17 protein-coding genes and 1 pseudogene are annotated in these 26,746 nt (G+C 72.4%); 4 read left to right on the top strand and 14 right to left on the bottom strand.

Annotation, left to right across the window (positions count from 1 at the left end; translation table 11 throughout):
- Nucleotides 1-81 precede the first annotated feature (81 nt).
- The 3 genes from gatB to gatC are packed head-to-tail and all read right to left on the bottom strand — an operon-like array spanning nt 82 to nt 3,382.
- Entirely contained in the window at nt 82-1,578 is a 1,497-nt protein-coding gene (gene gatB, locus AC1DWH_RS14885) for an Asp-tRNA(Asn)/Glu-tRNA(Gln) amidotransferase subunit GatB (protein WP_456846129.1), read from the bottom strand.
- Nucleotides 1,575-3,086 (bottom strand): Asp-tRNA(Asn)/Glu-tRNA(Gln) amidotransferase subunit GatA, encoded by a 1,512-nt coding sequence (gene gatA / locus AC1DWH_RS14880; RefSeq protein ID WP_477094326.1) that lies wholly within the window; start codon nt 3,084-3,086, stop codon nt 1,575-1,577. The genes gatB and gatA overlap by 4 nt, the downstream gene beginning before the upstream one ends.
- Nucleotides 3,083-3,382, bottom strand: a complete 300-nt coding sequence (gene gatC, locus AC1DWH_RS14875; RefSeq protein ID WP_456846127.1) for an Asp-tRNA(Asn)/Glu-tRNA(Gln) amidotransferase subunit GatC — start codon at nt 3,380-3,382, stop codon at nt 3,083-3,085. The genes gatA and gatC overlap by 4 nt, the downstream gene beginning before the upstream one ends.
- Before the next feature lie 172 nt (nt 3,383-3,554).
- On the opposite strand from gatC, the gene AC1DWH_RS14870 reads away from it, so the two are divergent.
- Entirely contained in the window at nt 3,555-3,959 is a 405-nt protein-coding gene (locus AC1DWH_RS14870) for a nuclear transport factor 2 family protein (protein WP_477094325.1), read from the top strand.
- 13 nt (nt 3,960-3,972) lie between these two features.
- Here AC1DWH_RS14870 and AC1DWH_RS14865 read toward each other — a convergent pair whose 3' ends face one another.
- The 7 genes from AC1DWH_RS14865 to AC1DWH_RS14835 form a co-directional block, all read right to left on the bottom strand.
- Nucleotides 3,973-4,386, bottom strand: coding sequence for a pilus assembly protein CpaE (locus AC1DWH_RS14865; protein WP_477094324.1), 414 nt, complete (start codon nt 4,384-4,386; stop codon nt 3,973-3,975).
- Complete coding sequence (locus AC1DWH_RS14860) at nt 4,386-13,094, bottom strand: hypothetical protein (protein ID WP_477094323.1); 8,709 nt, start codon at nt 13,092-13,094, stop codon at nt 4,386-4,388. The genes AC1DWH_RS14865 and AC1DWH_RS14860 overlap by 1 nt, the downstream gene beginning before the upstream one ends.
- Nucleotides 13,095-13,211: 117 nt before the next feature.
- The gene (locus AC1DWH_RS14855; RefSeq protein ID WP_477094322.1) at nt 13,212-14,213 is read right to left on the bottom strand and encodes a sugar phosphate isomerase/epimerase family protein; all 1,002 of its coding nucleotides are present in this window, start codon (nt 14,211-14,213) and stop codon (nt 13,212-13,214) included.
- 2 nt (nt 14,214-14,215) lie between these two features.
- Nucleotides 14,216-15,361, bottom strand: a complete 1,146-nt coding sequence (locus AC1DWH_RS14850; protein WP_477094438.1) for a Gfo/Idh/MocA family protein — start codon at nt 15,359-15,361, stop codon at nt 14,216-14,218.
- A 100-nt stretch (nt 15,362-15,461) separates the two neighbouring features.
- Nucleotides 15,462-16,517: a substrate-binding domain-containing protein gene (locus AC1DWH_RS14845; protein ID WP_477094321.1), complete on the bottom strand. Its 1,056-nt coding sequence runs from the start codon at nt 16,515-16,517 to the stop codon at nt 15,462-15,464.
- 61 nt (nt 16,518-16,578) lie between these two features.
- The gene (locus AC1DWH_RS14840; RefSeq protein ID WP_477094320.1) at nt 16,579-17,628 is read right to left on the bottom strand and encodes an ABC transporter permease; all 1,050 of its coding nucleotides are present in this window, start codon (nt 17,626-17,628) and stop codon (nt 16,579-16,581) included.
- Nucleotides 17,625-19,139 carry a sugar ABC transporter ATP-binding protein gene (locus tag AC1DWH_RS14835; RefSeq protein WP_477094319.1) on the bottom strand — a complete coding sequence of 505 codons (1,515 nt, stop codon included), beginning with the start codon at nt 19,137-19,139 and terminating at the stop codon, nt 17,625-17,627. The genes AC1DWH_RS14840 and AC1DWH_RS14835 overlap by 4 nt, the downstream gene beginning before the upstream one ends.
- A 109-nt stretch (nt 19,140-19,248) precedes the next feature.
- Between AC1DWH_RS14835 and AC1DWH_RS14830 the strand changes: the two genes are divergently transcribed.
- The gene (locus tag AC1DWH_RS14830) at nt 19,249-20,418 is read left to right on the top strand and encodes an ROK family protein (protein ID WP_477094318.1); all 1,170 of its coding nucleotides are present in this window, start codon (nt 19,249-19,251) and stop codon (nt 20,416-20,418) included.
- Between the two features lie 16 nt (nt 20,419-20,434).
- Nucleotides 20,435-21,097 (top strand): ThuA domain-containing protein, encoded by a 663-nt coding sequence (locus AC1DWH_RS14825; protein ID WP_477094317.1) that lies wholly within the window; start codon nt 20,435-20,437, stop codon nt 21,095-21,097.
- Between the two features lie 219 nt (nt 21,098-21,316).
- Here AC1DWH_RS14825 and AC1DWH_RS14820 read toward each other — a convergent pair.
- A pseudogene (locus AC1DWH_RS14820) lies at nt 21,317-21,991 on the bottom strand (alpha/beta fold hydrolase); the annotation flags it as partial.
- Between the two features lie 206 nt (nt 21,992-22,197).
- On the opposite strand from AC1DWH_RS14820, the gene AC1DWH_RS14815 reads away from it, so the two are divergent.
- Complete coding sequence (locus tag AC1DWH_RS14815; RefSeq protein ID WP_477094316.1) at nt 22,198-22,884, top strand: TetR/AcrR family transcriptional regulator; 687 nt, start codon at nt 22,198-22,200, stop codon at nt 22,882-22,884.
- A gap of 4 nt (nt 22,885-22,888) precedes the next feature.
- Here AC1DWH_RS14815 and AC1DWH_RS14810 read toward each other — a convergent pair whose 3' ends face one another.
- The 3 genes from AC1DWH_RS14810 to AC1DWH_RS14800 are packed head-to-tail and all read right to left on the bottom strand — an operon-like array spanning nt 22,889 to nt 26,734.
- Entirely contained in the window at nt 22,889-24,178 is a 1,290-nt protein-coding gene (locus AC1DWH_RS14810) for a GNAT family N-acetyltransferase (protein WP_477094315.1), read from the bottom strand.
- A gap of 1 nt (nt 24,179) precedes the next feature.
- The gene (gene ligA / locus AC1DWH_RS14805; protein WP_477094314.1) at nt 24,180-26,363 is read right to left on the bottom strand and encodes an NAD-dependent DNA ligase LigA; all 2,184 of its coding nucleotides are present in this window, start codon (nt 26,361-26,363) and stop codon (nt 24,180-24,182) included.
- A 29-nt stretch (nt 26,364-26,392) separates the two neighbouring features.
- Entirely contained in the window at nt 26,393-26,734 is a 342-nt protein-coding gene (locus AC1DWH_RS14800) for a hypothetical protein (RefSeq protein WP_477094313.1), read from the bottom strand.
- Between the last annotated feature and the right edge of the window lie 12 nt (nt 26,735-26,746).

Genomic DNA, 26,746 nt, shown 5'->3' with positions numbered 1-26,746 from the left:
GTCCGCCGGAACGCCGCAACGTCCGCACTCGAGGGGGCTCTGACCCTCTCGAGTGCGGACGTCGTGGGTGTCAGGAGCCTGTCAGGAGCCGATGCGCTCGAGCAGCAGCTCGCGGACGCGGCCGGCGTCGGCCTGCCCGCGGGTCGCCTTCATGACGGCGCCGATGATCGCGCCCACCGGGCCGAGGTTGCCCGACCGGATCTTCTCGGCGATGTCGGGCTGCGCGGCCAGGGCGGCGTCGATGGCCTCCAGCAGCGGGCCGTCGTCGGACACGACCTCGAGCCCGCGCGCGACGAGCACCGTCTCGGGGTCGCCCTCGCCCGCCAGCACGCCCTCGAGCACCTGGCGGGCCAGCTTGTCGTTGATCCGGCCGTCGTCGACCAGCTTCTGCAGCTGCCCGACCTGGGTCGGCGTCACGGGCAGGTCCGCCAGCTCGACCTCCTGCTGCTTGGCCGTGCGGGCCAGCTCGCCCATCCACCACTTGCGCGCGGCGGCCGGGCTGGCCCCCGCGGCGATGGTGGTCTCGATGAGCTCCACGGCGCCCGCGTTGACGACGTCGCGCATCTCCGCGTCGGCGTACTCCCACTCGGCCTGCAGCCGCCGGCGTCGGGCGGCCGGCAGCTCGGGCAGCGCGGCGCGGATCTCCTCGACCCACGCGCGGTCCGGCGCGATCGGGACCAGGTCGGGCTCCGGGAAGTACCGGTAGTCCTCGGCGTCCGACTTCACGCGGCCGGACGCGGTGGTCCCGGTGTCCTCGTGCCAGTGGCGCGTCTCCTGGATGATCGCGATGCCGTCGTCGAGCACGCCCGCCTGGCGGCTGACCTCGTAGCGCACGGCCCGCTCGACCGACCGGAACGAGTTGACGTTCTTGGTCTCCGTGCGGGTGCCCAGCGGGCTGTCCGCAGAAGGCCGGATCGAGACGTTGACGTCGGCGCGCACGTTGCCGCGCTCCATCCGCGCCTCGGAGACCTCGAGCGCCCGGAAGATGTCGCGCAGCGTCTGCACGTAGGCGCGCGCGACCTCGGGCGCCCGCTCCCCCGCCCCAGTGATCGGCTTGGTGACGATCTCCACCAGCGGGATGCCGGCCCGGTTGTAGTCCACCAGCGAGTACTCGGCGCCGTGGATGCGACCGTCGGAGCCGCCGATGTGCGTGTTCTTGCCGGCGTCCTCCTCCATGTGCGCGCGCTCGATGTCGACGCGGAAGATGCTGCCGTCGTCCAGCTCGACGTCGACCCAGCCCTCGTAGGCGATGGGCTCGTCGTACTGCGACGTCTGGAAGTTCTTCGGGACGTCCGGGTAGAAGTAGTTCTTCCGGGCGAACCGGCAGGTCTCCGCGATCGAGCAGTTCAGCGCGAGCCCGATGCGGATCGCGTACTCGACGGCGACCGCGTTGACCGCGGGCAGCGCGCCCGGGAGCCCCAGCGAGACCGGCGTGACCTGCGTGTTCGGCTCGGCGCCGAACGTCACCTCCGCGCCGTCGAACATCTTGGTGCGCGTGCCCAGCTCGACGTGCACCTCGATGCCGATGACCGTGTCGTAGCGCGCGACGGCGTCGTCGTAGTCCACCAGCGTGCTCATCGTGCGACCTCCAGCTCGGGGGCCTTCAGCAGCAGCGGGCCGCCCCACTCGTTCTCGAGCAGCGCCTCGAGCGCGGCTCCGACCCGGTACAGCCGGTCGTCGGCCTTGGCCGGCGCCAGCACCTGGAAACCGACCGGCAGGCCGTCGTCGGACAGGCCGCTCGGCAGCGACAGACCGGGCACGCCCGCGAGGTTGGCCGGGATGGTCGCGACGTCGTTGAGGTACATGGCCAGCGGGTCGTCCAGCTTCTCGCCCAGCTTGAACGCCGTGGTCGGCGCCGTCGGGGAGACCAGCACGTCGGCTGCCTCGAACGCGGCCGTGAAGTCGCGCTGGATGAGCGTGCGGACCTTCTGCGCCGAGCCGTAGTAGGCGTCGTAGTAGCCGGCCGACAGGGCGTAGGTGCCCAGGATGATCCGGCGCTTGACCTCGTCGCCGAAGCCCTGGCCACGGGTGGCGGCCATGACGCGCTCGGCGGTCGGGTTGTCCTCAGGGATGACTCGCAGCCCGAAGCGCATGCCGTCGAACTTGGCCAGGTTGCTCGACGCCTCGGCCGGGAGGATCAGGTAGTACGCCGCGAGTGCGTACGTGAAGTGCGGGCAGGAGACCTCGACGATCTCGGCGCCCGCGCCGCGCAGCAGCTCGAGCGACTCCTCGAACCGCGCTAGCACGCCGGGCTGGTAGCCCTCGCCCTGCAACTCGCGGATGACGCCCACGCGCACGCCCGACAGGTCGGCCTTCGCGCCCTGCTGGGCGGCGGCGACGAGCGCCGGCAGCGGCTCGTCGATCGAGGTCGAGTCGCGCGGGTCGTGGCCGCCGATGAGCTCGTGCAGCAGCGCCGAGTCGAGGACCGTGCGGGTCACCGGACCGGCCTGGTCCAGGCTCGAGGCCAGCGCGATGAGCCCGTAGCGGGACACCCCGCCGTAGGTGGGCTTCACGCCGACGGTGCCGGTGACGGCGGCGGGCTGACGGATCGAGCCGCCGGTGTCCGTGCCGATGGCCAGCGGCGCCTCGTACGCGGCGACGGCCGCGGCGGACCCACCGCCGGACCCACCGGGGATCCGGTCGAGGTCCCACGGGTTGTGCGTGTTGCCGTAGGCAGAGTGCTCCGTCGAGGAGCCCATCGCGAACTCGTCCATGTTGGTCTTGCCCAGGATGGGCAGGCCCGCGGCCTTGAGCCTCTCGACCAGCGTCGCGTCGTACGGCGGGATCCAGCCCTCGAGGATCTTCGATCCCGCGGTGGTCTCCAGGCCCTTGGTGACGACGACGTCCTTGACCGCGATCGGCACGCCGGCGAGCGCGTGCAGCGACTCCCCGGCTGCCCGGCGCGCGTCGACGTCGGCGGCCGTCGCGAGTGCGGCCTCGCCGCTGACCTGCAGGAACGCGTGGATCGCCCCGTCGACGTCCGCGATCCGGTCGAGGTGCGCCTGCGTCGCCTCGACGCTGGACACCTCCTTCGCGGTCAGCTTGTCCGCAAGCGCCGCAGCAGAGAGGCGGACGAGGTCGGTCATGAGTCCTCCCCCAGGATCTGCGGCACGGCGAACTTGCCGTCGATCTGGGCCGGGGCGGACGCCAGCACCAGGTCCCGGTCGACCGGCGTCACGGGGACGTCGGGACGGAACACGTTGGTCAGCGGCAGGGGGTGGCTGGTGGCCGGCACGTCGGGCGTGGCGATCTCGCTCACGCGGGCGACCGACTCGACGATGACGTCGAGCTCGCCCGCGAGGCGGTCGAGCTCCGCCGGTGTGAGGTCGATCCGTGCCAGGCCCGCCACGCGCGCGACCTCGTCGCGAGAGAGGGTGGACATGGCTCGGAGTCTAGTCGGGCCGGGCGTCCGGCCCGGCGCGAGCTGAGATCTCGACCGTGCGCTCGAGCCGCCCACCTTGTGCTGCCCGCCGACGGCGGAGGAACATCTCCTCGACGACGCGGAGCACAGTCGTACCGGTGCACGTCGGAGCTGCGGTGAGCGGGTCGACAGGATGAACACCACGGAAGCGTCTCGGGCGCTCATGGCGCGCTACTTCGGGGACCTGAAGGACGGTGACCTCGGCCGCCACCTGACCGAGGACGTCACCTGGACCAACGAGGAGACGGGCCAGCGACTCCAGGGCCGGGCCGCGGTCACCGCCTTCGTCCGCACGCTGCACGTGCAGATGGGCGAGCTCAAGACGCGCACCTACATCGTCGAGGACAACGCCGCGATGATCGAAGGCGACTGCCTGCCGGCCGTCGCTGGGGCCCTACCAGCAGACCGGCTCCCTTACGTCGTGGTCTACGACCTCACGCCTGACGGCATCGTCGCCGTGAGGTTGTACATGTCGATCACGCGGTTGCCTCTGGGTTCGCAGTCGCGGGACGCTCACCCCGCCCCGCCGCACACGTGAGTGCCGGGTACGGCTAGATCCGCCCGGCCGCCGCGAGGACGAGGGCCAGCAGCGCCTGGGCGTAGGCGTCGGCCGCCTCGTCGGCGCTGAACACCTGCTCCGGCCGGCCGGCGACCTCGATCAGCACCTGGTACCCGCCGTAGGTGGACCGGGCGAGGCTGCGGAACGTGCCGCCGAGCAGCTCGCGCAGCTGGTCCTCGCGCGGCAGCCACAGGGCGTCCTCCTGCGCCACCGAGTCGAGCGCCCACTCGGTCGTGCCGTTGAACCCCAGCACCGTCCCGGTCGGGTAGTCGTGCGGCTCGACCACCATGTCGGAGATGGTGAACACCTGGTCGTCGAGCGTCTTGACCGCGAACCGGTCGCCGGGGCGCGGGTGCCAGCGCAGCCCTGCCTCGTGCAGCTGCTGTGCGAGCACGCCCGAGATCATCAGACCAGTATCTGTCGCCTGCGGCCCCGTGTCCTGATGGTCACCAGCGCCGCTCCGCCGACCAGCAGCAGGAGCGCCAGCACGGCGACCGCCTGCGCGTCCGCGCCGGTGGCGGCGACCGCCGCTGCGGGGACGACGACGGTCGCGTCGTCCGTCACCGGGACGCAGTCCGGGCAGGACTCGGGCGGCTGGCCGCCGCTCGCCGCGGCCACGTTGGTGATCGACGTGCTCGGCGGCGCGGTCAGGCTCGTCGCCAGGGTGATCGGCGGCGCCGCCTGCCCGACCGCGAGCTGGTCGGGGTAGGTGCAGGTCACCGTGTCGGCGAGCGAGCTGCAGGTCCACCCCGTGCCCGTCGCGCTCACGAACGTCATCCCCTCCGGCAGGTCGTCGGTCATCACGACGGGGGCGGTGGTCACGTTCGGGCCGAGGTTGGTCACGACGATCTGGAAGACCGGCAGCATCCCGGGGAGGCCGACGACGTCCTTGGTGATCGCCAGCTTCGCGAGCGGCAGCACGGCGACGGTGTCGGTCGCCGTGTTGTTGTCGGGGTCGACATCCTCGCTGGGCGTCGTCACCGTGACGGCGTTGGTCACCGACGGGTACGCGTCGGGCTGCACGGCAACGACGAGCGTGATCGCGCCCGGGGTGTCGATCCCGATGCCGTCCGCGAGGGTGCAGGTGACCGTCTGGCCCGTCGCGTCGCAGGTGACGCCGTCACCCGTGCCCGAGACGTAGGTGACGCCCGGGGGCAGCGTGTCGGTGACGGTCACCGGACCCGGGTCGGGGGTCGGACCGTTGTTGGTGACCCCGATCGTCCACGTGCCGTCGCTGCCGACGGCGAACGGCGCGTCGTGCGTCTTGGTGACCGCCAGGTCGACCTGGGGCGGGACGCCCACCCGGTCCCGCGCCTCGTTGTCGCCGCGGTTGTCCCCGGTGGTGCTCGTGTCGACGTCGGCGACGTTGTCGACGCTCGGGTACGCCTCCGGCCCGACCGTCACGACGACAGCGACCGGCGGGGCGAACGTCCGCGGCGCCAGCGGCGTCGCATAGGTGCACCGGACGACCTGGAGCAGCGCGTTGCACGTCCAGTCGGTGCCGGCGGCCGAGACGTAGGTCAGGCCGGCCGGCAACGGGTCGGTGATCACGACGTCGCGAGCCTCGGACGGCCCGGCGTTGCGGGCCCGCAGGTTGAACGTCACGTCGTCGCCGATGCGCACGGGTCCGGCGTGGGTCTTGAGGAGGGAGACGTCGGCCGTGGTCACGACGAGCACGTCGTCGGTGGCCGTGTTGTTCGGCAGGACGGGATCGGTGGTGGTCGAGCTGCCGACCGCGGTGTTGGTGAACGTGCCGTCGTCGACGGTCGGATCCACGAACGCGGTGATCAGCAGGTCCGGCGCGGCCGCTCCGGACGCCAACGACGTCACGTCGTCGAGGTCGCAGACGACGGTGGTGGCCGCGCCGTCCGGCGTGCAGGTCCACGGCCCCGCCGACGACACGAACGTCATGCCGGCCGGCAGCGTGTCGGTCACCTCGATCGGACCGACGGCGTCGGACGGGCCGTTGTTGGTCACCCCGACCGTGAACGTGACGGTCTCCCCGGCGTTCACCGGGCCGGCCGGGTGCGTCTTGGTCACCGCGAGGTCCGCGAGCGCGTCGACCGTGATCGTGGCGTCGGACGTGTTGTCCGCCGGGTCGTCGCCGGGCGTCGAGGTGGCCACCGTCGACGTGTTGGTGAGGTCCGTGTCCTGCGGGACGTTCGGGTCGATCGCCGCCGTGACGGTGATGACGCTGGTGGTCGGCGGGTCGCCCGCGGCCGGGGCCGGGAACGTCGGCCGGTCGCAGACGACCTCGTCCGGCGCCACCTGGCACGTCCAGCCGTCGCCCGTCGGCCCGACCGCCGTGAGCGCGGTGAGGCCCGCCGGGAGGTCGTCGACCACGTGCACGTCGTCGGCGTCCGACGGACCGGCGTTGCCGACGGTCAGGGTGTAGGTGACCTGCTCACCGGCGACGAACGGGCCTGGGCCGGACACGTCCTTGACGATGCTCACGTCGGCCGCGTCGATGACGGTGACGACGTCCGAGGCGTCGTTGTTGGTGAGGTCGGGATCGGTCTGCGGCCCGTCGACCGAGCCCTGGTTCAGCAGCACGCTGGGCCCGGCGTCGGCGGCGATGCGCACCCTGAGGGTGATCGGCGGTGCGAGTGCCGGGGCCGCGGGCGAGCCGCCGGCGATCCCCGCGGCGCTCGTGCAGGTCACCGTGCCCGCGTCCTCGGTGCAGACCCAGCCGGTGCCGGTGGCGGACACGTAGGTGACGCCGGCCGGGAGCCCGTCGGCAACCACGATCGGTCCGACGGTCGCCGACGGCCCCAGGTTGGACACCTGCAGCGTCCAGTCGACGAGGTCACCCGCGGTGGCCGTGCCGGTGTGCGACTTGGCGAGGGCCAGGTCGGAGACGGACGTGAACGAGGTGTCGTCCGTGTCGGTGTTGTTGACCAGGTTGGGGTCCGGCGTGGGCGAGGACACGGTCGCGGTGTTGACGAAGCTGCCCGACCCGAGGTCGGGCGCGACGCTCACGCCGATGCTCACCTGCGTGGACGCACCCAGCGCGAGCGGCGCCGTGCTCGTGCAGGTGACCGCCTGTCCGACCGCGGAGCAGGCCCACGTGCCCGCCGGGTCGACGATCCCCTCGAACGTCAGGCCGCCCGGCAGCGTGTCGGTGATCGTGAGGTTGGCGGCCGCGTCGGAAGGCCCGTTGCTCACCACGGCGAACGTGTACGTGTTCGTCGTCCCGGCGACGAAGGTGCCGGTGTGCGTCTTCTGGATCGCGAGGTCCGCCGACGTGGTCACGGGGAACGTGCTGGTGGCGGTGTCGTTGGCCGGGTTGGTGTCCGGCGTGGTGCCCGAGACCACGACCGTGTTCGTGAGGGTCCCCGTCACGACGGGTGCGATGTGGGCCACGACGACGATCTGCGGCGCCACGGCGCCGGGCGTCAGCACGGTCGACCGCGTGCAGGTGAACGTCTGGCCGGTCACGGTCGCCGGGCAGGACCAGCCGATGCCGACGGCGGAGACATAGGTGGTCCCTGCGGGCAGCGTGTCCGTGACGGTGATCACCGGCTGGGAGTCCGACGGACCGTTGTTGACGACGCCGATGGTCCACACGGTGTCGCCGCCGGCGACGCCGGGGCCGGCGTGGGACTTCGTCACCGCCAGGTCCGCGTTGGTGGTGACCGTCGCCGCGTCGGTCGTCGCGTTGTTCGCCGTGCTCGGGTCGTACGTCCGCGCGTTGGCGGTGGCGGCGTTGGTGAAGGTCGTGCCGCTCGGCGTGGTCGCCGGGATCGACGTGACCACGGTGATCACGGGGAACGACGCCCCGGAGGCGAGCGTCCCGGGAGAGGCGGTCCGGGCGCAGCTGACGACGCCCGAGACGGGCGCGCCGCACGTCCAGCCCGTGCCCGTCGCCGAGACGAATCCCGTGCCCGGGGGCAGGGTGTCCGTGATGACGAACGGTCCCACGGCCGTGTTCGGCCCGTTGTTGCGCACGGTGACGGTCCACGTCGCGTTGCTGCCCGCGACCACCGGCGTCGCGTGCGTCTTGGTCACCTGCAGATCCGCCGAGTCGATGCGCGTCTGCGCGGTCACCTGGCCGTTGTCGTAGTCGCCGTCCGCGTTCCCGGTCGCGCCCGTCGCGTCCTCGCCCTGCACCCGCGCGCGGTTGACCTGCGGAATCGTCGACCCGACCCCCGGGGCCGTCACCGCGGCCGTCGTCGGCCGGAGCTGGAACGTCATGCTCGCGGTCTGGGTGGGCTGCAGCGTGCCGAGGTCGGACCACACCGCCACGCCCCCGCCGATCACCGGGTCGGAGTGCGGGACGTTGGTGCCGGCCGGCGACGTCAGCTGCGAGGTACCCGGCACGTACTCCCAGCCGGCCGGCAGGACGTCGGTGATGTCGATGCCGAAGGCCGGCGCCGACCCGTCGTTCGTCGTCGCGACCCGCCAGGTGAAGGGCGACCTGATGTACGCGGGCGCGGCCGAGACCGCCGTCTTGGTGGTCTGCAGGTGCGGGAACGCCGGGGCGACCTGCGCGGTCGCCGTCGGACCGACGTACACGCGACCGCCCGACTCGAGCGACTCGTAGTTCGTCACCTGGACCGAGTTGGTCAGCGCCGCCGGGTCGAGGAGCTCCGACGGGGCGAGCGTCGCCTCGTAGGTCACGACGACGTCCGCGCCCGGCGGGTAGGCGATCGCCAGACCCCGGGTGTCCCAGGTGATCGTGCCGCCGCCGCGCACCGGGTCGTCGCCGGTCAGCACGCCGCCGAAGCTGATGCTGTCGGGGTCGACCACGACACCCACGGGCACGGTGTCGACGAGGACGCCGTTCCACGAGTCGCTCGACGTCGGGTCCGCGGAGTTGTGGGCGGTGATCGTGTACTCGAACCGGTCGGCCGGCCCGGGCGTCGGGTCGTCGACGACCTTGTCGATGGTCACGTCCGGCTCGATGACGGTCACGGTCGCGCTCGCGGACAGACCCGTCGCGTCGAAGGTCGCGTCCGCCGACTGCGGGTCGTCGTTGGGGCCGTCGCCCGTGACGTTCCAGGCCGTGTGCGCCGTGTTGGTCAGCGTGACACCGGCGACGTTGCCGGGGACGTCGTCGATCCTACCCGTGTACGTCGCGGAGACGATGCGCAGGTCGGGGCTCGGCGCGAGGTCACCGAAGTTCCACCCGACGAGCGTCGACCCGTCCGGCCCTGCGGCATCGTCCAGGCGGACGGGAACCGTGCTGCACGGGACGACGGGCGTGGAGAACACGAGGCACTCGTAGCTCGTGATCGTGTGGTCGACCACGCCGGCGGGCAGCTGGTCGATGATCGAGGCGTCGTAGAACGTCGTGTTGGGGACGATCAGGACGTCGACCCGCCACGTGACCACCTGGCCGATCGTCGCCCGCTCGGGCGAGACCGACTTCACGATGTTCGCCCCGAAGATGCGGACCTCCGAGCTGGCCGTGGCGGTCCCGGTCCGCTCGTCGGGGTTGTCCGGCACGGTGGGGCCGGTCTTGCCGTCGTCCAGGGTCGAGCCCGAGAGGGTCACGTTGTTCAGGTACGACGTCCCGGCCACGGCGTCGATCGGCAGGGTCGCCGTGTAGGTGCGCGTCGCGGTCGCACCGGGCTCGATGGTGTCGACGACCCAGACGAGCGCGGTGGTGCCGGCGGCGCAGCCGTTGGACGGACCGCCCGGCGCCGCAGGCCGGCCCGGGTCGGTCCCGTAGGCGTCGAAGGTCATGCCCGCCGGCAGGCAGTCGACCAGGAAGGTGTCGTGCAGGGGCGTGCGCGCCGCGCCGCTGCCGTCGGTGTTCACGTTGCTCGCGGTGAGGGTGTACTCGACGGTCGTGCCGCCGGGCACCGGGCTGTCGGCATCGTTCGACTTGGTGACCTCCGGCCGCGGCTGGCGCATGGTGATGGTCCACGACGCCGTCGCCGACGGCAGGGCCGAGCCGCCCTGGGTCGCGAGGCTGTCGAACCGGGCGGTGTTGATCGCCTGCAGGTTGTTCTGCGACGCGCTCATCGCGTCCGTCGTCACCCTCGCCGTGAGGACGACCTCGAAGCGCTGATCGACCGCCGTGGCGTTGTTGTACGTGGGCGGGAAGGTCACGGTGCCGGTGTCCGGGTCGATCGTGACTCCCGCGGGGACCGGCGCGGTCGCCGCGCTGTCCGCGTCGGGGTGGTAGGTCAGCGTCGCGTCCCCGACCTGCACGAAGCCCGTCGGCAGGGGGTCGCGCAGCACGGCGTCGAACGCAGCCGTGCCCGCGAGGATGCGGACGCCGTAGGTGTACGTGACGAGCTCGCCGATGGTCGCCTGGTTCTCCAGGTCGTTGTTGGTCTCCACGATCGACGTCGTCGCGGACTTGTCGACCTCCGGCCCGGGCACCCGCACGTTCGACGGGTCGGTGGCCGCCGGCGCGTCCCACTGGGTGGGCAGGACGGAGAGGTCCACGTTCTGCCGCGGGTAGAACGTCACGGTCCCGCCGCCCGGCACGTTGGTCAGTGCCTCGTAGCTGCGCACGTAGGCGGTGTCCGTGTAGACGGTCCCGACGCCGGCGGGGTCCGGGATCGTCGTGTCGTAGAGGATCGACTGCGTGGCACCGGGGCCGATGCCCTGGCCCGAGAGGTCCGGCTGCGAGCCGTCGATCGGGAAGACCACCTGCAGCAAGCTGAGGTCGGCCGCGCCGAGGAACGCCGGCCGGCCGGGGTCGCCGGGGTCGCTGCAGGTCACGGTGGGTGCCGCGGCAGGCACGGGGTCGAACCGCACGTCGCCGATGTCGGCGCAGGTCAGCTGGACCGGGAGCTTGTCCCAGACGTCCAGCGCGCCGACCTCGTAGCCGTTCGCGGTCCCGGCCACGCCGTCGTTGGTCACGTCGATGCGGAACGTGGCGACGGACGTCGCGCGCACCTCGGAGCCGTCCACGTTGCTGTTCACGCCGTTCGGGCCACTGGCCGGGGCGCTCACCGACTCGACGCCCTTGACCACCCGCACGGGCGGGACCGGGGCGGTCTCGCCGATCAGGCTGTCGCGGAACGTCCCCGCGATGCCTGCCGAGTTCTCCGCGCGCAGCTTCATGAGGTTCGACCTGGTCAGCGCCGTGGTGCCGGGCGCAGCCGTGGTGACGTTCGCCTGGATCACCGCGGCAAACGTGGCGCCCGCCGCGACGAACCGGTTCCCGGCCGGCCCGGCCGTGCCGATCGCGAACTGCACGGCCGTCGCGCTCGACGTCACGGTGAACGGCGCGCCGGCGTTCGTGATCGCCGCCGTCGCGGAGCCCGCGACGTACGTCATGCCGGGCGGCAGGAAGTCGGTGACCTGCGGGTTGCGGGTCTCCGTGAGGTCGGAGAAGTCGACGGTCAGCGCGTAGCAGACGCGGTCACCCTTGCGGAACTGGGTCTCCTGCGGGGGGAACGACGCCGGCTCGCCGTATAGGCTCACGTCGGTCGGGCAGGTGCCACCCGAGATCGACCGCGGGGCGATCAGCTTGTCGATCGACTCCGAGCCCGTGGTCAGCGTCCACGAGGAGGTGTCCTCGACCTGGACCGTGCCGGTCTCTCCCGTGCCGGCGACCGGCGTCGTCGTCGCCGTCAGCGAGGCGTGGTTGGTGAACGTGTCACCGGTGGCGGTCGCGGCCCCGACCAGCGAGCCCCCGAGGTACTCGGGCAGCATCGCCGCGGAGTACGAGACGGTCGTCGTCGCGTCCGGACCCTCGGCGACCGGGGCGAAGGTGATGTCGAAGGTGCCGTCCAGGTTCTGCGTGGCGGTCGCGACCGGCACGGTGGGCGCCGGGGCGCGGCCGCCGTCGCAGTCGGGTCGGTCGGTCGTCGTGTAGTTCGTGCCGGGTCCGCCGAGAGGGCACGTGCCGTTCGGGAGGGTGTCGGCCAGGACGATGTCGGACGCGCTCACGTACTCGCTGGACTCGACCGTCAGGGTGTAGCGGACGACCCCGCCGGACAGGAACTCGGACCGGTCGGCGCTCTTGTGCATGCGCACGTCCTCGACCGACACCGTGTGGGTGTCCGAGGCCGAGACGATCGCCGGCGTGCCGGGCGCGGTCGGGCCGGCGAACGTGCCCGTGACCTGTGCGACGTTCGTGGCCGACAGCTCGGTCGCCGTCTCCCGGGTCGACGGCCCGGTGTTGTTGTCCAGGTTGGCGACCTGGAGAAGCCCGGCCGGCGCCGGAGCCGGGTCCGGGAACAGGACGTTCTCGCGCAGCGGGACGCCCGCCGCATAGCGGAGCGTCACGGTGCCCGATGCCGGGAGGTCGGTGACGTTCCACTGCACGCGCGTGTAGACGCCCGGCGGGTAGGTGGTCGTCCCGTTCTGGGGCGGGTCCTGCACCGTGGTGACCGACGCGGGCGTCAGGCAGTCGGGCGGCACCGGGGTCGCGGTCAGCGACGGGGCTCCGGGGTACTCGGGGCCGGCCGAGTTGTCGACCCCGCCGCAGCCGAGGAACTCGAGCCGCGCCGGGAGGTAGTCGGTCACCACGAGGTTGCTGCTGCCGCCCGACGGCGCCGCCTCGATGGTCAGCGAGTACACCGTGGTGTTGTCGTGCACGCCGCGCAGCAGCTCCGCCTCGGGGCTGGGCTCCTCCTTGGTGATCTGCAGCGCGGAGATCACCGTCGTCGTCGGGTTGGAGCTCGCCGTCTCCGTCGCCGTGCCCGGTACCAGGACGCCCGTCTCGTCGAACTCCGGCGCGACGAACGGGTCCGTGCTGGAGTAGACGTCGGCGGTGTTCTCGACCGTGGTGCCGACCGGGTACAGCGCCGGGTCGGGCAGCACCTGGAACGTCAGGACGGTCGAGCCGTTGACGGACAGGTCCGTCACGTTGCTCCAGGTCAGCGTCGTCTGACCGGTGTCCGGGTCGACGACCTGGGCCGGGTCGCCCGCGCCCGTCGGTGTCATCGACCCGCCGACGTACGACACCCCGGCCGGGATGACGTCGCGGAACCCGAGGTTGTACTCGGGCACCGCGTCGGGGTTGCTCGGCGGGTTGGTGACCGTGAGCGTGTAGGTGATCGGCTCCCCCGCCAGGACGTCGCCCGGCGCCTTCTTGCTGAGCTGGATCCCGGGCGCCGCGACCGCGGCCGTGACGGGACCGAGGACCACGCCTACCAGGGCGAGGACGCACGCCACGGCCGCCATGCGCATCCGGCGGGTGCGCACGTCACGAACCGTGACAGAGCGGGCCATTTCCTCATGCTGCCGGACTATCGATAGTTCAGCCCGACGTGCACGATCTTTCCGAGGCTGTGCACATCCGTCCCACCAGACCCAGGTGTCTCAGCGCGCGCTGAACGCGGCGTCGAACGCGGCCTCCGGCGGGTCGAACGCGTTCCGCTTCACGAACTCCAGCGCCTCGGGCGCGCCGAGCAGCCGGTCCATCCCCGCGTCCTCCCACTCCACGGAGATCGGCCCGTCGTACCCGATGCTGTTCAGCGCCCGGAACGAGGCCTCCCACGGCACGTCGCCGCGGCCGGTCGAGACGAAGTCCCAGCCCCGTCGCAGGTCGGCCCACGCGAGGTGCGAGCCGAGCCGCCCGTTGCGGCCGTTGCCCAGCCGGAGCTTCACGTCCTTGCAGTCCACGTGGTAGATCCGGTCCGCGAACTCGAGGATGAAGTCGACCGGGTCCAGCTGCTGCCAGATGAAGTGGCTCGGGTCCCAGTTGAGCCCGAACGCCTCCCGGTGGCCGATGGCCTCGAGCGTGCGCACGCAGGTCCAGTAGTCGTACGCGATCTCGCTGGGGTGCACCTCGTGCGCGAACCGGACGCCCACCTCGTCGAACACGTCGAGGATCGGGTTCCAGCGGTCGGCGAAGTCCTGGTATCCCGCGTCGACGGCCTCCTGGGAGACCGGCGGGAACATCGCGACGTACTTCCAGATGCTCGACCCGGTGAACCCGACGACCGTCTTGACGCCGAGCTTCGCAGCCAGCCGGGCCGTGTGCTTCATCTCCTCGGCGGCCCGCTGCCGGACGCCCTCGGGGTCGCCGTCCCCCCACACGACGTCGGGCAGGATGTCGCGGTGCCGCTGGTCGATCGGGTCGTCGCAGACTGCCTGGCCCTTGAGGTGGTTGGAGATCGCCCAGACCTTGAGGCCGTACTTCTCGAGGATCGCGAGCCGGCCGGCGACGTACTCCTCGTCGTCCCAGCGCCAGGGGTCCAGGTGGTCGCCCCAGCAGGCGATCTCGAGCCCGTCGTAGCCCCAGCCGGACGCCAGGCGCGCCACCTCCTCGAACGGCAGGTCGGCCCACTGCCCGGTGAACAGGGTGATCGGTCGGGTCATCGTCAGCTCTCCTTGGTCACAGAGGTCCACCTGCTGTCGTCGGCGGCCGACCGCTCGACGGCGTCCAGCACGCGCTGCACCACGAGCCCGTCGGCGAAGCTCGGCTCCGGCTGACGTCGCGACGCGATCGCGGTGACGAGGTCCACCGCCTGGTGCGTGAAGGCGTGCTCGTACCCGAGGCCGTGTCCCGCCGGCCACCAGGCTGCCACGTAGGCGTGCTCGGGCTCGGTGACGACGATCCGCCGGAAGCCCGCGACGGCCGCCGGGTCCGACGCGTCGAAGAAGTGCAGGACGTTCATGTCCTCGAAGTCGAACGCCAGCGAGCCTGCCGACCCGTTGATCTCGAGCCGGATGGCGTTCTTGCGGCCCCACGCGAACCGGGTGGCCTCGAACGTCGCCAGTCCCCCGCCGGACATCCGGCCCAGGAAGATCGCGGCGTCGTCCACCGTCACCGGGCCTGTCTCGGTGCTCGACGAGGTGCCGTGCAAGCCGCCGAACGACTCGGCGACCGGCCGCTCCTTGACGAACGTCTCCAGGACCGCGGACACGCCCGTGATCGACTCCCCGGTGACGAACTGCGCGAGGTCGACGATGTGCGCGCCGATGTCCCCGAGCGCACCGGACCCGGCCTTCTGCTTGTCGAGCCGCCAGGACAGCGGCGCCTGCGGGTCCGCGATCCAGTCCTGCAGGTACTGCGCGCGCACGTGCCGGACGGTGCCGATGCGCCCGTCGGCGACGAGCGTGCGGGCCAGCTGGATCGCGGGCACGCGGCGGTAGGTGAAGCCCGCCATCGCGAGGCCCTCGCTGGCCTCGGCCGCGCGCACCATCGCCTCGGCCTCCTCGACCGAGTTGGCCAGCGGCTTCTCGCACAGCACGTGCTTGCCCGCGGCGAGCGCGGCGATCGCGATCTCGGCGTGGGTGTCGCCCGGTGTGCAGATGTCGACCAGGTCGACGTCGTCGCGCGAGACGACCGCCTTCCAGTCCGTCTCCGTGCTCGACCAGCCGAGCTTGGCGGCGGCAGCCTCGACGCCCTGGCGGTTCCGGCCGGCGACGACCGCCATGTCGGGGCGCATCGGCAGGTCGAAGAACCGGGGGGCGTTGCGCCAGGCCTGCGAGTGCGCGATCCCCATGAACGCGTACCCGATCATGCCCACGCCCAGGCGCGGGGGTGCTGCTGTCACGGCTCCTCCTTCTGACGCCGGGCGGGTCCCCTGCGGAGAGGGACCCGCCCGGCTCGGTCAGGCTGGCTCAGGACTCGAAGGCCGTCGGCAGGTACTGGTCGACGTTGTCCTTCGTGACGACGGGCGCGTACAGCTGGACCTTGCGGGGCACCTCGACCTCGACCAGGTCGCTCATCGACTTGCCCTGGACCAGCAGGCGGGCCAGCTTGATGCCGTCGGCGGCCTGCGTCGACGGGTAGATGACCGTCGCCTTGAGCACCGTGTTGTCGGCCTTGATGGCCTCCATGACGTTCTTCGAGCCGGCGCCACCGACCATGAAGAACTCGTCGCGGCCGGCGTTGTCGATGGCCGCGAGGACGCCGACGCCCTGGTCGTCGTCGTGGTTCCAGATGGCGTCGAGCTGGGGCGCGGCCTGCAGCAGGTTGGCCGCGGCGGCCTCGCCGCCCTGGACCGTGAAGTCCGCCGCCACGCGGTTGCTGACCTTGAGGCCGCACTCGGCGAGCGCGTCCTTGAAGCCCCGGCTGCGGTCCTGGGTCAGGGGCAGGGAGTCGATGCCGGCGATCTCGGCGACCTTGGCGTCGGGCTTGCCGCCCAGCTCGCCACAGATGTACGCGCCGGCGCTCACGCCCATGCCGTAGTTGTCGCCGAGCACGGTCGTGCGGGCGGCGTTGGGGTCGTCGAACTCGCGGTCGACGTTGATGACGACGATCCCGGCGTCCATCGCCTTCGTCGCGACCTCGGTGAGCGCCGCGCCGTCGAACGGCAGCAGCACGATGGCGTCGACCTTGTCGTTGATGAACTGCTCGATCTGGCTGATCTGCACGTTCACGTCGTTGGTGCCCTCGGCCGGGACCAGCTCCACGTCGGAGTACTTGGCTGCCTCGGCGACGGCCGACTTCGTGATCGAGCCCATCCACCCGTGGTCGGCGGCCGGCGCGGAGAAGCCGATGACGACCTTGTCGCCCGGCTCGTCGTTGCCCGTGGCGGCGGCGGCGGGAGGTGCCGCGGCGTCGGTGCTGGTGTCCTCAGGGGTGTTGGACGTGCAGCCGGTGACGACGAGCGCGAGGGCTGCGGTGGTACCGGCGAGTGCGAGCCAACGCCGGCGCAGTGGTGCTGCGGACATGACGATCCTCCTTGATCGAACTGGCATGACTGAGACGGGTACGGCTGAGCGGGTGGTGAGGTCAGGTTCCGGCGCGGCTGCGCTCGGCGATGCGCTGCTGGAGCAGCACGGCGACGACGATGATCACGCCCTTGGCGATGTTCTGCGCCGAGATGGACAGGTTGTTCTGCGTGAACACGTTGGTGAGCGTGGTGAAGATCAGGACGCCCAGGACGGTGCCGACGATGGTGCCGCGGCCGCCGATGAGCAGGGTGCCGCCGACGACCACGGCAGCGATCGCGTCGAGCTCGTAGAACTGGCCGTTGGTCGAGCTGCCCGCCGTCGTGCGGCCGAGCATCATCAGGCCACCGATGCCCGCGGTCAGGCCGCACAGGGCGTACAGGTACATCGTGTGGCGCTTCACCTTGATGCCCGCGAGCCGGGCGGCCTCGGGGTTGCCGCCGACGGCGATGGTGCGGCGCCCGAAGGTGGTCCGGTTGAGCACGATCCAGCCGACGACCGCGACGACCACGAAGATCCAGACCAGCATCGGGATGCCGAGGAAGTCGTCGCGGAAGAAGTCGAGGAACCCCTGGACCTTGACCACCTGCGTCTGGCGGTTGGCGATGATCTCCGCCAACCCCCGTGCGGCGACGAGCATGGCGAGCGTCGCGATGAACGCGACGACCTTGCCGTAGGCGATGAGCACGCCGTTGACGAGCCCCGCGCCCACGCCCACCAGGAGCGCGCACCCGACCATGACGATCCAGTGCGAGTTCTGCGCCATGGTCTGCGTGGCCAGCGTGGACGCCCAGACCGAGGCGAGGCCGATCACCGAGCCGACGGACAGGTCGATGCCGCCGCCCGTGATGACGAAGGTCATCCCGATGCTGATCACGCCGAGCACCGCCGCGAGCCGCAGGATCGTCAGCAGGTTGTCGATGCTCGCGAACCGCTCCCCCGCGGAGATCACCCCGAACGCGCAGATCGCGACCAGGGCGATCACCAGCCCGAGGTTGCGACCCGCGGCGCCCGAGAGGAGGCCGCCGCGCTTCGTGGTCGAGGAGACGTTCTCGACCCGGGAGCTCTCGTCGGCGGCCGGCACGGCTGCCGTGATGTCCTGCTCGCTCACGCGGCACTTCCTTCCATGACGAGGTCGAGCACGCGGTGCTCGTCGATGCCGGACGCCGGTCCCTCGTGGACCACGCGCCCTTCGGAGATGACCAGGACACGGTCGGCGAGGCCGAGCACCTCCGGGATCTCGCTGGACACCACCACCACGGCCGCACCCAGGGCGGCCAGGTCGGCGATCAGGGCGTAGATCTCCGCGCGGGCGCCGACGTCGACGCCGCGCGTGGGCTCGTCGAGCAGGAGGACCCGGCAGCCGTGCACCAGCCAGCGGGCCAGCAGGACCTTCTGCTGGTTGCCGCCCGACAGGGTGCGGGCGCTGCGATCCGGGTCGTCCGGCCGCACGTCCAGCGCGTGGATCTGCTCCGTGGCGACGCGGCGCTCGGCGCCCTCGTCGAGGAACGACGCCGTGGAGTTGCGCGTGAACGTCGAGAGCGTGATGTTGCGGTAGACCGGCTCGTCGAGGATGAGCCCCTGGCTCTTGCGCTCCTCGGGGCACAGCCCGATGCCGGCCTTCACCGCGTCGCTCACCGACCCGGCGCGCAGTCGGCGGTCCCCCACCCGGACGGTGCCGGCGGTGGCGCGACGGGCACCGAACACGGTCTCGAGGATCTCGGTGCGACCGGAGCCGACGAGCCCAGCCAGGCCGACGACCTCGCCCGCGCGCACCTCGAACGACACGTCGCTGAACGCCCCGCGCAGCGCGAGGCCGTCGACGCTCAGCACCGTCGCGGCGTCCTCGGCGACCGGGGGGCGCGGCGCGATGGCGTACTCGACGTTGCGGCCGGTCATCAGCTTGATCAGCTCCGCGGTGGGCGTCGCCGCGGCGGGCAGGCCGGTCGCGACCGTCCGCCCGTCCTTGAGCACGGTGATCCGGTCGCCGATCTGGCGGATCTCGTCCAGGCGGTGGGAGATGTAGACGACCGCGACGCCGGACGCGGTGAGCTCGCGGACCACGCGGAAGAGGTTGGTGACCTCCTCCGCGTCGAGCACGGCCGACGGCTCGTCCATGACGATCACGCGGGCGTCGTGCGACAGGGCGCGGGCCATGCTGACGATCTGCTTGCCGGCGGCGGACAGACGCCCGACCTCGCGGTGCGGCGAGATGTCGGCGTGGCCGAGGCGCTTGAGCAGGGCGCGGGTCCGGGCCGTCGCCGCGCGGCGCTGCGAGAAGCCGGCGGTGGCCAGCTCGTGGCCGAGGTAGATGTTCTCCGCGACGGACAGCCCGTCGACGACGTCGAGCTCCTGGTACATCGTCGCGACGCCGAGCTTCAGCCCCGCCACCGGGTGGGCGATGGTGACCGGGCTGCCGTCGAGCAGGATCTCGCCCTCGTCGGGCTGGTGCGCGCCGGCGAGCACCTTGATCAGCGTCGACTTGCCCGCGCCGTTCTGGCCCAGCAGGCAGTGGACCTCGCCGGCCCGGATCTCCAGGTCGACGCCATCGAGCGCCCGGGCTCCCGGGAACTGCTTCACGATGCCGCGCATCTGCAGCAGCGGCGGGTCCTCGTTGACCATGGGCGAGAACGTAGGACCCACTTCTGTCGTTCGTCAAGCAAAAGTCGCCACTGGCGTGTCATGGTTACGTGAACGTGACCTACACAAGGCGGAATGGTTCACTGTGCGCATGGACGAGCTCCTCAAGTTCGCCCCCAAGCCGACGGGCGCTGGGGAGATGTTCCAGCTCCTGCGGGACGGGCAGCCCCGGACCCGGTCGGACCTGGCCACCCTGACCGGGCAAGCGCGTTCCACGATCGCCGCCCGCGTCGACCTCCTGCTGTCCTCGGGCCTCGTCGCACCGGCGGGCGAGGCCAGCTCCACCGGCGGCCGGCCACCCGCGACCTTCGCGTTCAACCCCGCGGCCCGCGTCGTGCTAGCGGTCGATCTCGGCGCCACCCACTCCCGGCTCGCGCTCACCGACCTCGTCGGCACCGTCCTGGCCGAGCACCACGAGCCCATCGCGATCTCCGAGGGCCCCGGCCCGGTCCTGGACCGCGTGGTCGAGCTCGGGCTGGCCCTGCTCGGCACCGCGGGTCGGCCGATCAGCGACCTGGTCAGCGTCGGCGTCGGCCTGCCCGGACCGGTCGAGCACTCCACCGGGCGGCCGATCAACCCGCCGATCATGCCGGGCTGGGACGACGCCGACGTGCCCGGGCTCCTCGCCCGCAAGCTCCGCGTCCCGGTGCTCGTGGACAACGACGTCAACGTGATGGCCCTCGGCGAGCACACCTCGCAGTGGCCCGAGGTCGACCACCTGCTCTTCGTCAAGGTGGCCACCGGCATCGGCGCCGGGATCATCTCCGACGGTCAGATCCGCCGCGGCGCCCAGGGCGCGGCCGGCGACCTCGGACACATCGCGGTGCCCGGCGGCCTCGACCTGCCGTGCCGCTGCGGGAACACCGGCTGCCTCGAGGCCGTGGCCAGCGGCCCGGCCATCGCGAGCGCCCTGTCCAACGCCACCACCAGCGCCGACGTCGTCGCGCTGGTCCGCGCGGGTGATCTCGACGCCAGCCGCGAGGTGCGGGAGGCCGGCCGGCACATCGGCGAGGTGCTCGCCGCCTGCGTGAGCATGCTCAACCCGTCGGTCATCGTCATCGGCGGCGTCGTCGCCGAGGCCGGCGAGCACCTGCTCGCGGGGATCCGCGAGGTGGTCTACCGGCGCTCCCTGCCGCTGGCCACGCAGCACCTGCGCATCGTCGCGTCCCGCACCAAGGGCCGCGCCGGCGTGCTCGGCGCCTCGGCCATGGCCTCCGAGCACGTCCTGTCCGCCGTCGCCATCGACGCCCTCATCGCCTGACCTCCCGGAGGATCGCGTGACCCAGCAACGCCGAGCTCTCGTCGTCCGTGGCGGGTGGGACGGGCACGCCCCCGAGGAGGCGGCCGAGCTCTTCGTCCCGTTCCTGCGCGAGCACGACTTCGACGTGGTCGTCGAGGGGTCCCTCGAGGTCTACGCCGACGCCGAGCTCATGGCCGCCACGGACCTGGTGGTCCAGTGCTGGACCATGGGCGACATCCTGGCCGACGAGCTGCGCGGCCTGCGCACCGCCGTCGCCGCCGGCACCGGGTTCGCGGGCTGGCACGGCGGGATCGTCGACTCGTTCCGGATCGCCACCGACTACCTGCAGCTGGTGGGCGCCCAGTTCGCGGCGCACCCCGGCGGCCCCCTGGTCGAGCACACGATCAACGTGACCGGCCACCACCCGATCGTCGAGGGCGTGCACGACTTCACGCTGCGCTCCGAGCAGTACTGGCTGCTGACCGACCCGCTGAACGACGTGCTGGCCACGACCACGATCACCCCGGGTCCCGACGACCCGTGGCACGCCCCCGTCACGTCGCCGGCCGTCTGGACGCGCCGCTGGGGCGCCGGCCGCGTCTTCGTCTGCGCGCCCGGCCACCAGCTGGCCGACCTCGAGGTGCCCGCGGTCCGCACGATCATCGAGCGCGGCCTGCTCTGGGCGAGCCGCGAGCCCTAGGGCTCGGGCGTGAGGCCGCGCCGGGCGAGCAGGACGTGTCCGTGCCCGGCACGCTCGTCGCCGCGGGCACGGCCCGCCGGCCGGTCCGTCACGCGGCCGCGGCCTCGGCACGCCTCGCCAGGTCGCCCACTCGCGCGCGACCGTCGCCCACAGCGGAGCGGGCAGGTCGTGCCCGACGCCGGGGAACGTGACCAGCCGCGCACCATCGACCGACCGCGCGGTCGCCCGCGCTGCGCTCACCCGCAGGATGGGGTCCTGCTCGCCGTGGAGCACCAGTGCGGGCGCGCGCAGGTCGCGCAGTCGCGGGCCGTGCCACTGGGCGCCGATCTGGCGGCTCTGCGCCTTGGAGTCCCGCGGCCCGCTGTCGACCTCCCGCTCGATCCACTCCCGCGCGGCGTCCTCGTCGAACGGGTATGCGGGCGACGCCACCCCCCGCGCGACGGCGAGGCTCGCCTGGAGGTCACCGTCGCGCCCCTCGGGAAACGTGGTCCGCGCGAGCTTCGCCAGCAGACCGACGCGCAGGTAGCGCACGACACCGAGACCGGACACGTCGCTCGGCAGCGCGGCGGAGGAGACGACGGACCGGACGCGGTCGGGATGGCGCAGGGCGATGCGCTGCGCGACCGCGCCACCCAAGGAGTGGCCGAAGACGTGCGCCGCCGGGCAGCCCAGCTCGTCGAGCACCGCGACAGCGTCGTCGACCATGTCCTCCGCCGTGTACGCATCGCCCTTCTTGCCGAAGAGCGCCGCGAAGGGGTTCGAGCCGGCGACGTCGGGCATCCGGGACGACTCGCCCGCGTCGCGCTGGTCATAGCGGGCGACCGCGAAGCCCTCCGCGGCGAACGCCTCGCACAGGCCCGTCGGCCACCAGAACCGCGACGTGCCCAGACCCATGACCAGCAGCAGGGGCATCCCCTCCGAACCGGCGAGGCGGTCGAAGGCGATGTCGACCGAGCCGTTCCGGGCGTGCTTCGTGGGCGTCCAGGCGCTCTCGCCGGTGCGGGGCAGGTCGGTCATCGTGACACTCCAGGCGTAATTGCGATCAGTGTTCGCTATTCTAGCCCCAGGATGTGTTGGTGGCCGTGAGAGAGGGTGTGCGGGTGGAGAACGAGCAGACGAGCATCTGGTTGCGGCCCGAGCGTGGGAGTCGCGGGCGGGCCCCGGAGCACACCCGGGACAGCATCGCCGCAGCCTCGATCCGGCTGGCGGACGACCTCGGGCTGGCGGCCGTGACCATGCGCTCCGTCGCCCAGCAGCTCGGTGGCGGCTCGGCGTCGCTCTACCGCTACGTGCAGTCACGCGACGAGCTGGTGGAGCTCATGGTCGACCAGGTCAACGGCGAGATCGACTACCGCGGGCTCGACGGCTCCGACTGGCTCGCCGACCTGCTCGTGCTCGCTCGGGAGAGCAACGCCGTATACCTCCGGCACCGCTGGCTCACGGACGTCCCGACGACGATCGACCTCGGCCCACGCTCGGTCGAGTACCTGGAGCACGCGCTCGCCGCGCTGCGCGACGTCGACGTCGACGGGCACCGCAAGCTCGAGGCCATCGGCGTCTTCAGCGCGGTCGTCCGGCTCCTCGCCCGGACGCAGATCGAGCAGCGAAGCCTCGACCCGGCGGACCGGCGCCGACAGCTCGCCGCCGCTCAGCACCTGGCGGCCGTCACCCGAGGTGGTGCCCACCCGCACCTCGCCGCCGCCCTGGCGCCCCCGCCGACCGCCGCGGACGAGGACCAGGCCGAGCGTGTGCTCACCCGACTCCTGCGCGGTCTGCTCGTGGGGTGACCTGCTACCCGCGGCGCTGCCGGTAGACGTACCGCTCCGCAGGCTGGAACCCGAGGCCGGTGTACAGGGCGGCCGCCGCCGTGTTGTCGGCCTCGACCTGCAGGAACGCCCGCCGGGCTCCGCGCTGCGCCCCCTCGTCGAGCGCGCGGAGCGTGAGCTCCATGCCCAGCCCGCGCCGCCGCGCGGCCGGGTGGACGACGAGGCACGACAGGGCGACCCAGTCCTCGGCGAAAGCCGCCCGGATCACACCGACCGGGCCCGTCGGGTCGGTCGCCGTCAGGTAGATCGCCGGAGACCCCACCAGGACCGTGCGCGCCAGGCGGACAGCTGCCGCGTCGTCACCGTCGTCCGGGTCCCCCAGCCGGGACTTCGACGCCGACCAGGCCCTCAGCCACGGCTCGTCGGGCGTGTCGGCCACCGACATCCGCACGCCGTCGGGGCGCCGGGCCGGCGGGCGCCCGGACTCGTCGATCTCCCGGACCAGGACGTCGGTTCGCGCCACCGTGGCGTACCCGCGCGACTCGAGCAGGTCGTCCAGCGCCGATGTCGCCGCCCGGCACACCCGCACGATCGACGGCTGCCCCGCCTCCGCGTACAGCGCCTCGACCCGGTCGAGCGCCGCGCCGAGGTCCGGCGGGGAGCCGAGCGGCAGGACGCTGTTCGCCCGCCTGGTCAGTCCGCCGGACAGCCCGACGCGCCACCCGTCCACGTCGACCACCCGCGCGGGAGGCCAGGTCGCGGACTCCACCAGCGCGCCCGGCGCGTCCGGGGGCGTCCAGGTGTGCACGCGCAGGTGCACCTCGACGTGCCCCCAGTCCCTCTCGGGGACCGCGACGAACCCCAGCCGCTTGTACAGCCGCTGGGCGGCCTGCATCGAGTCGAGCGTCGAGAGCACCACCCGCCTCGCGCCGCTCGCGACCGCCTCGCGCAGTGCCGCGGACACCAGCAGCTCGGCGATCCCCCGACGACGCGCCTCGGGTGCCACCGCGAGCATCCGGATCTCGAGCTCGCCCGGCTCTGCGATCTCCGCGTACGACGTGCCGTACGGCGCGAGCGTCACCGTGCCGACCACGACGAGGTCGTCGGGCTCCGCGTCCCCGCCGTCGCCCTCGCCCGGGGGCAGCAGCGCGACCAGCAGCGTCGCCTCGCGCGAGCGCCGCTCGGCGTCGCGCAGCTCGTCCGCGTACGAGTCGGTCGCGTCGACCAGCCGGTCCGCCAGGTAGGCCTCCGCGGTCAGTGCACCGGCGTCGGCGACGTGACCGCCACGGGCCACCCGGACCACCGCGCTGCTCACGTCAGCCCTCCTCGACGTCGCCGGACGGGCTGTCCCCAACGCCTGACGGCCCCTGCGCCAGCAGCGCCTCGAACCCGGCCTCGTCCAGGATGCGCAGCCCGAGCTCGCGCGCCCTGGCCTCCTTGGACCCGGCGTTCTCCCCCACGACCACGTAGTCCGTCTTCTTCGAGACGCTGCCCGCCGACTTGCCGCCGCGGGCCAGGATCGCCTCCTTGGCGCCGTCTCGGCTGAACCGCTCCAGCCCACCGGTGACCACGACCGTCAGCCCCTCGAGCGTGCGCGGCGCGGACTCGTCGCGCTCCTCGGTCATCCGCACCCCGGCCGCGGCCCACTTCTCGACGATCGCCGCGTGCCACTTGTCGTCCTCGCCCGGCTGCTCGAACCAGGCCACGACGGCGGCCGCGATGGTCGGCCCGACCCCCTCGGCCGCGCCGATCTCCTCCTCGGTGGCCGTGGCGATCGCCGGGATCGACGCGAAGTGCTGCGCCAGCGCCCGGGCGGCGGTCGGCCCGACGTGCCGGATCGACAGCGCGACGATCACGCGCCAGAGTGCCGTCTGCTTGGCCTTCTCCAGGTTGCCCAGCAGGGCCGTGCCGGTCGCGTTCAGGTCCCCGGCCTCGCGGACGACGCCGCCGACCTTCGAGCTGGTGGAGAGCGTGAACAGCGGCACCTTGCGCAGCGCCTCGGCATCCAACGCGAAGAGATCGCCCTCGTCGGTGACCACGCCCGCGGTGAGCAGCGCGCCGGCCGCCTCCCAGCCGAGCGCCTCGATGTCGAACGCCCCGCGGGACGCGACGTGGAACAGCCGCTCGCGCAGCTGGGACGGGCAGGACCGCTGGTTGGGGCAGCGGATGTCGACGTCGCCCTCCTTGGCCGGCGCCAGCGGCGTGCCGCACGACGGGCACTCTGTCGGCATGACGAACGCGCGCTCGGTGCCGTCGCGCAGGTCCACGACCGGCCCGACGATCTCGGGGATCACGTCGCCGGCCTTGCGCAGCACCACGGTGTCGCCGATGAGCACGCCCTTGCGCGCCACCTCGCTCGCGTTGTGCAGCGTCGCCATCTCGACCGTCGACCCCGAGACGAACACCGGCTCCATCACGCCGAACGGCGTCACGCGCCCGGTGCGCCCGACGTTGACGCGGATGTCGAGGAGCTTGGTGTTCACCTCCTCCGGCGGGTACTTGTACGCGATGGCCCACCGCGGCGCCCGGCTGGTCGAGCCGAGCCGGCGCTGCAGCGCGATCTCGTCGACCTTCATCACGATGCCGTCGATCTCGTGCTCGACGTCGTGCCGGTGCTCGCCGTAGTAGGCGATCATCTCCCGCACGCCGTCCAGCCCCTCGACGATCCGCGTGTGCCCGGAGACCGGCACGCCCCACGACGCCAGCAGGTCGTACACCTGCGACTGCCGCTCGATCCCCGTGCCGCGGCCCGCACCCCACACCAGGGCGCCGATGCCGTGCGCGTACATCCGCAGGTCCCGCGACGCGGTCACCCGCGGGTCCTTCTGCCGCAGCGAGCCCGCCGCCGCGTTGCGCGGGTTGGCGAAGGGGCTCTTGCCCGCCTCGACCTGCGCCGCGTTGAGCTCGGCGAACGCGGCGACCGGCAGGAACACCTCGCCGCGGATCTCGATGCGCTCGGGGTGGGTGGCCGGGTCGCCGCCCAGCACGGCCGGGATGGTCGAGATCGTCCGGACGTTCAGCGTGACGTCCTCGCCGGTCCGGCCGTCGCCGCGCGTCGCGGCACGCACCAGCCGGCCGTTCTCGTACAGCAGCGCGATGGCCAGCCCGTCGATCTTGAGCTCGCAGAGGTAGTGCAGGGTGGCGTCGGACTCGAGGTCCCGGTGCAGGCGCCCGGCCCAGGTGTCGATGTCATCGTCGGAGAACGCGTTGTCCAGCGAGAGCATCCGCTCGACGTGCTCGACGGAGGCGAACTCCGTGGAGAACGTGCCGCCCACCCGCTGCGTCGGCGAGTCCGGCGTGCGCAGCCCGGGGTGCTCCTCCTCGAGGGCCTGCAGCTCGCGCATCCGCTCGTCGTACTGCTGGTCCGACGACACAGGGGCGTCCCGGAGGTAGTACGCGAACTGGTCCGCCTCGATCAGGGCGGCCAGCTCGGTCCAGCGGTGGCGGGCTGCGGCGGGGATCTCGCGGGTGGCGGCGTCGTCGTCGATCTCGTTGCTCACGGACCCATCATGTCGCGGAGCACCCACACCTACCCGCGACGGCGCGACGTGATCAGCAGCCCCGCGCACACCAGCACGCCGCCGACCGCGAGCACCGCCCCGGCCGCGAACAGGGCGGGCGACGCGGACGCCACGACGACCTCCGTCGGCTCCCCCGCGACGTCCCACGTGCAGACGGCCTGCGGCGGGACGACCGTGTACCGGACGCTCGCGTCGTCCGTCCCGGCGGCGTAGGCCTGCACGCACGGGTCGGGGTCGTCCTTCGACGACGTCAGCGCCGTCACGCCGATGCCGGTGTAGCAGATGACGAGCAGGACCATGCCCACGATCGCGGCGCCGGACGCCACGAGCAGCGCCAGGGAACGCCTCACGCTCGGCTGTGC

The sequence above is a fragment of the Cellulomonas sp. P2_F12 genome (assembly GCF_056403775.1).
The sequence above is the reverse complement of the archived record's forward strand: the minus strand, read 5'-3'. Positions and strand labels throughout refer to the sequence as shown.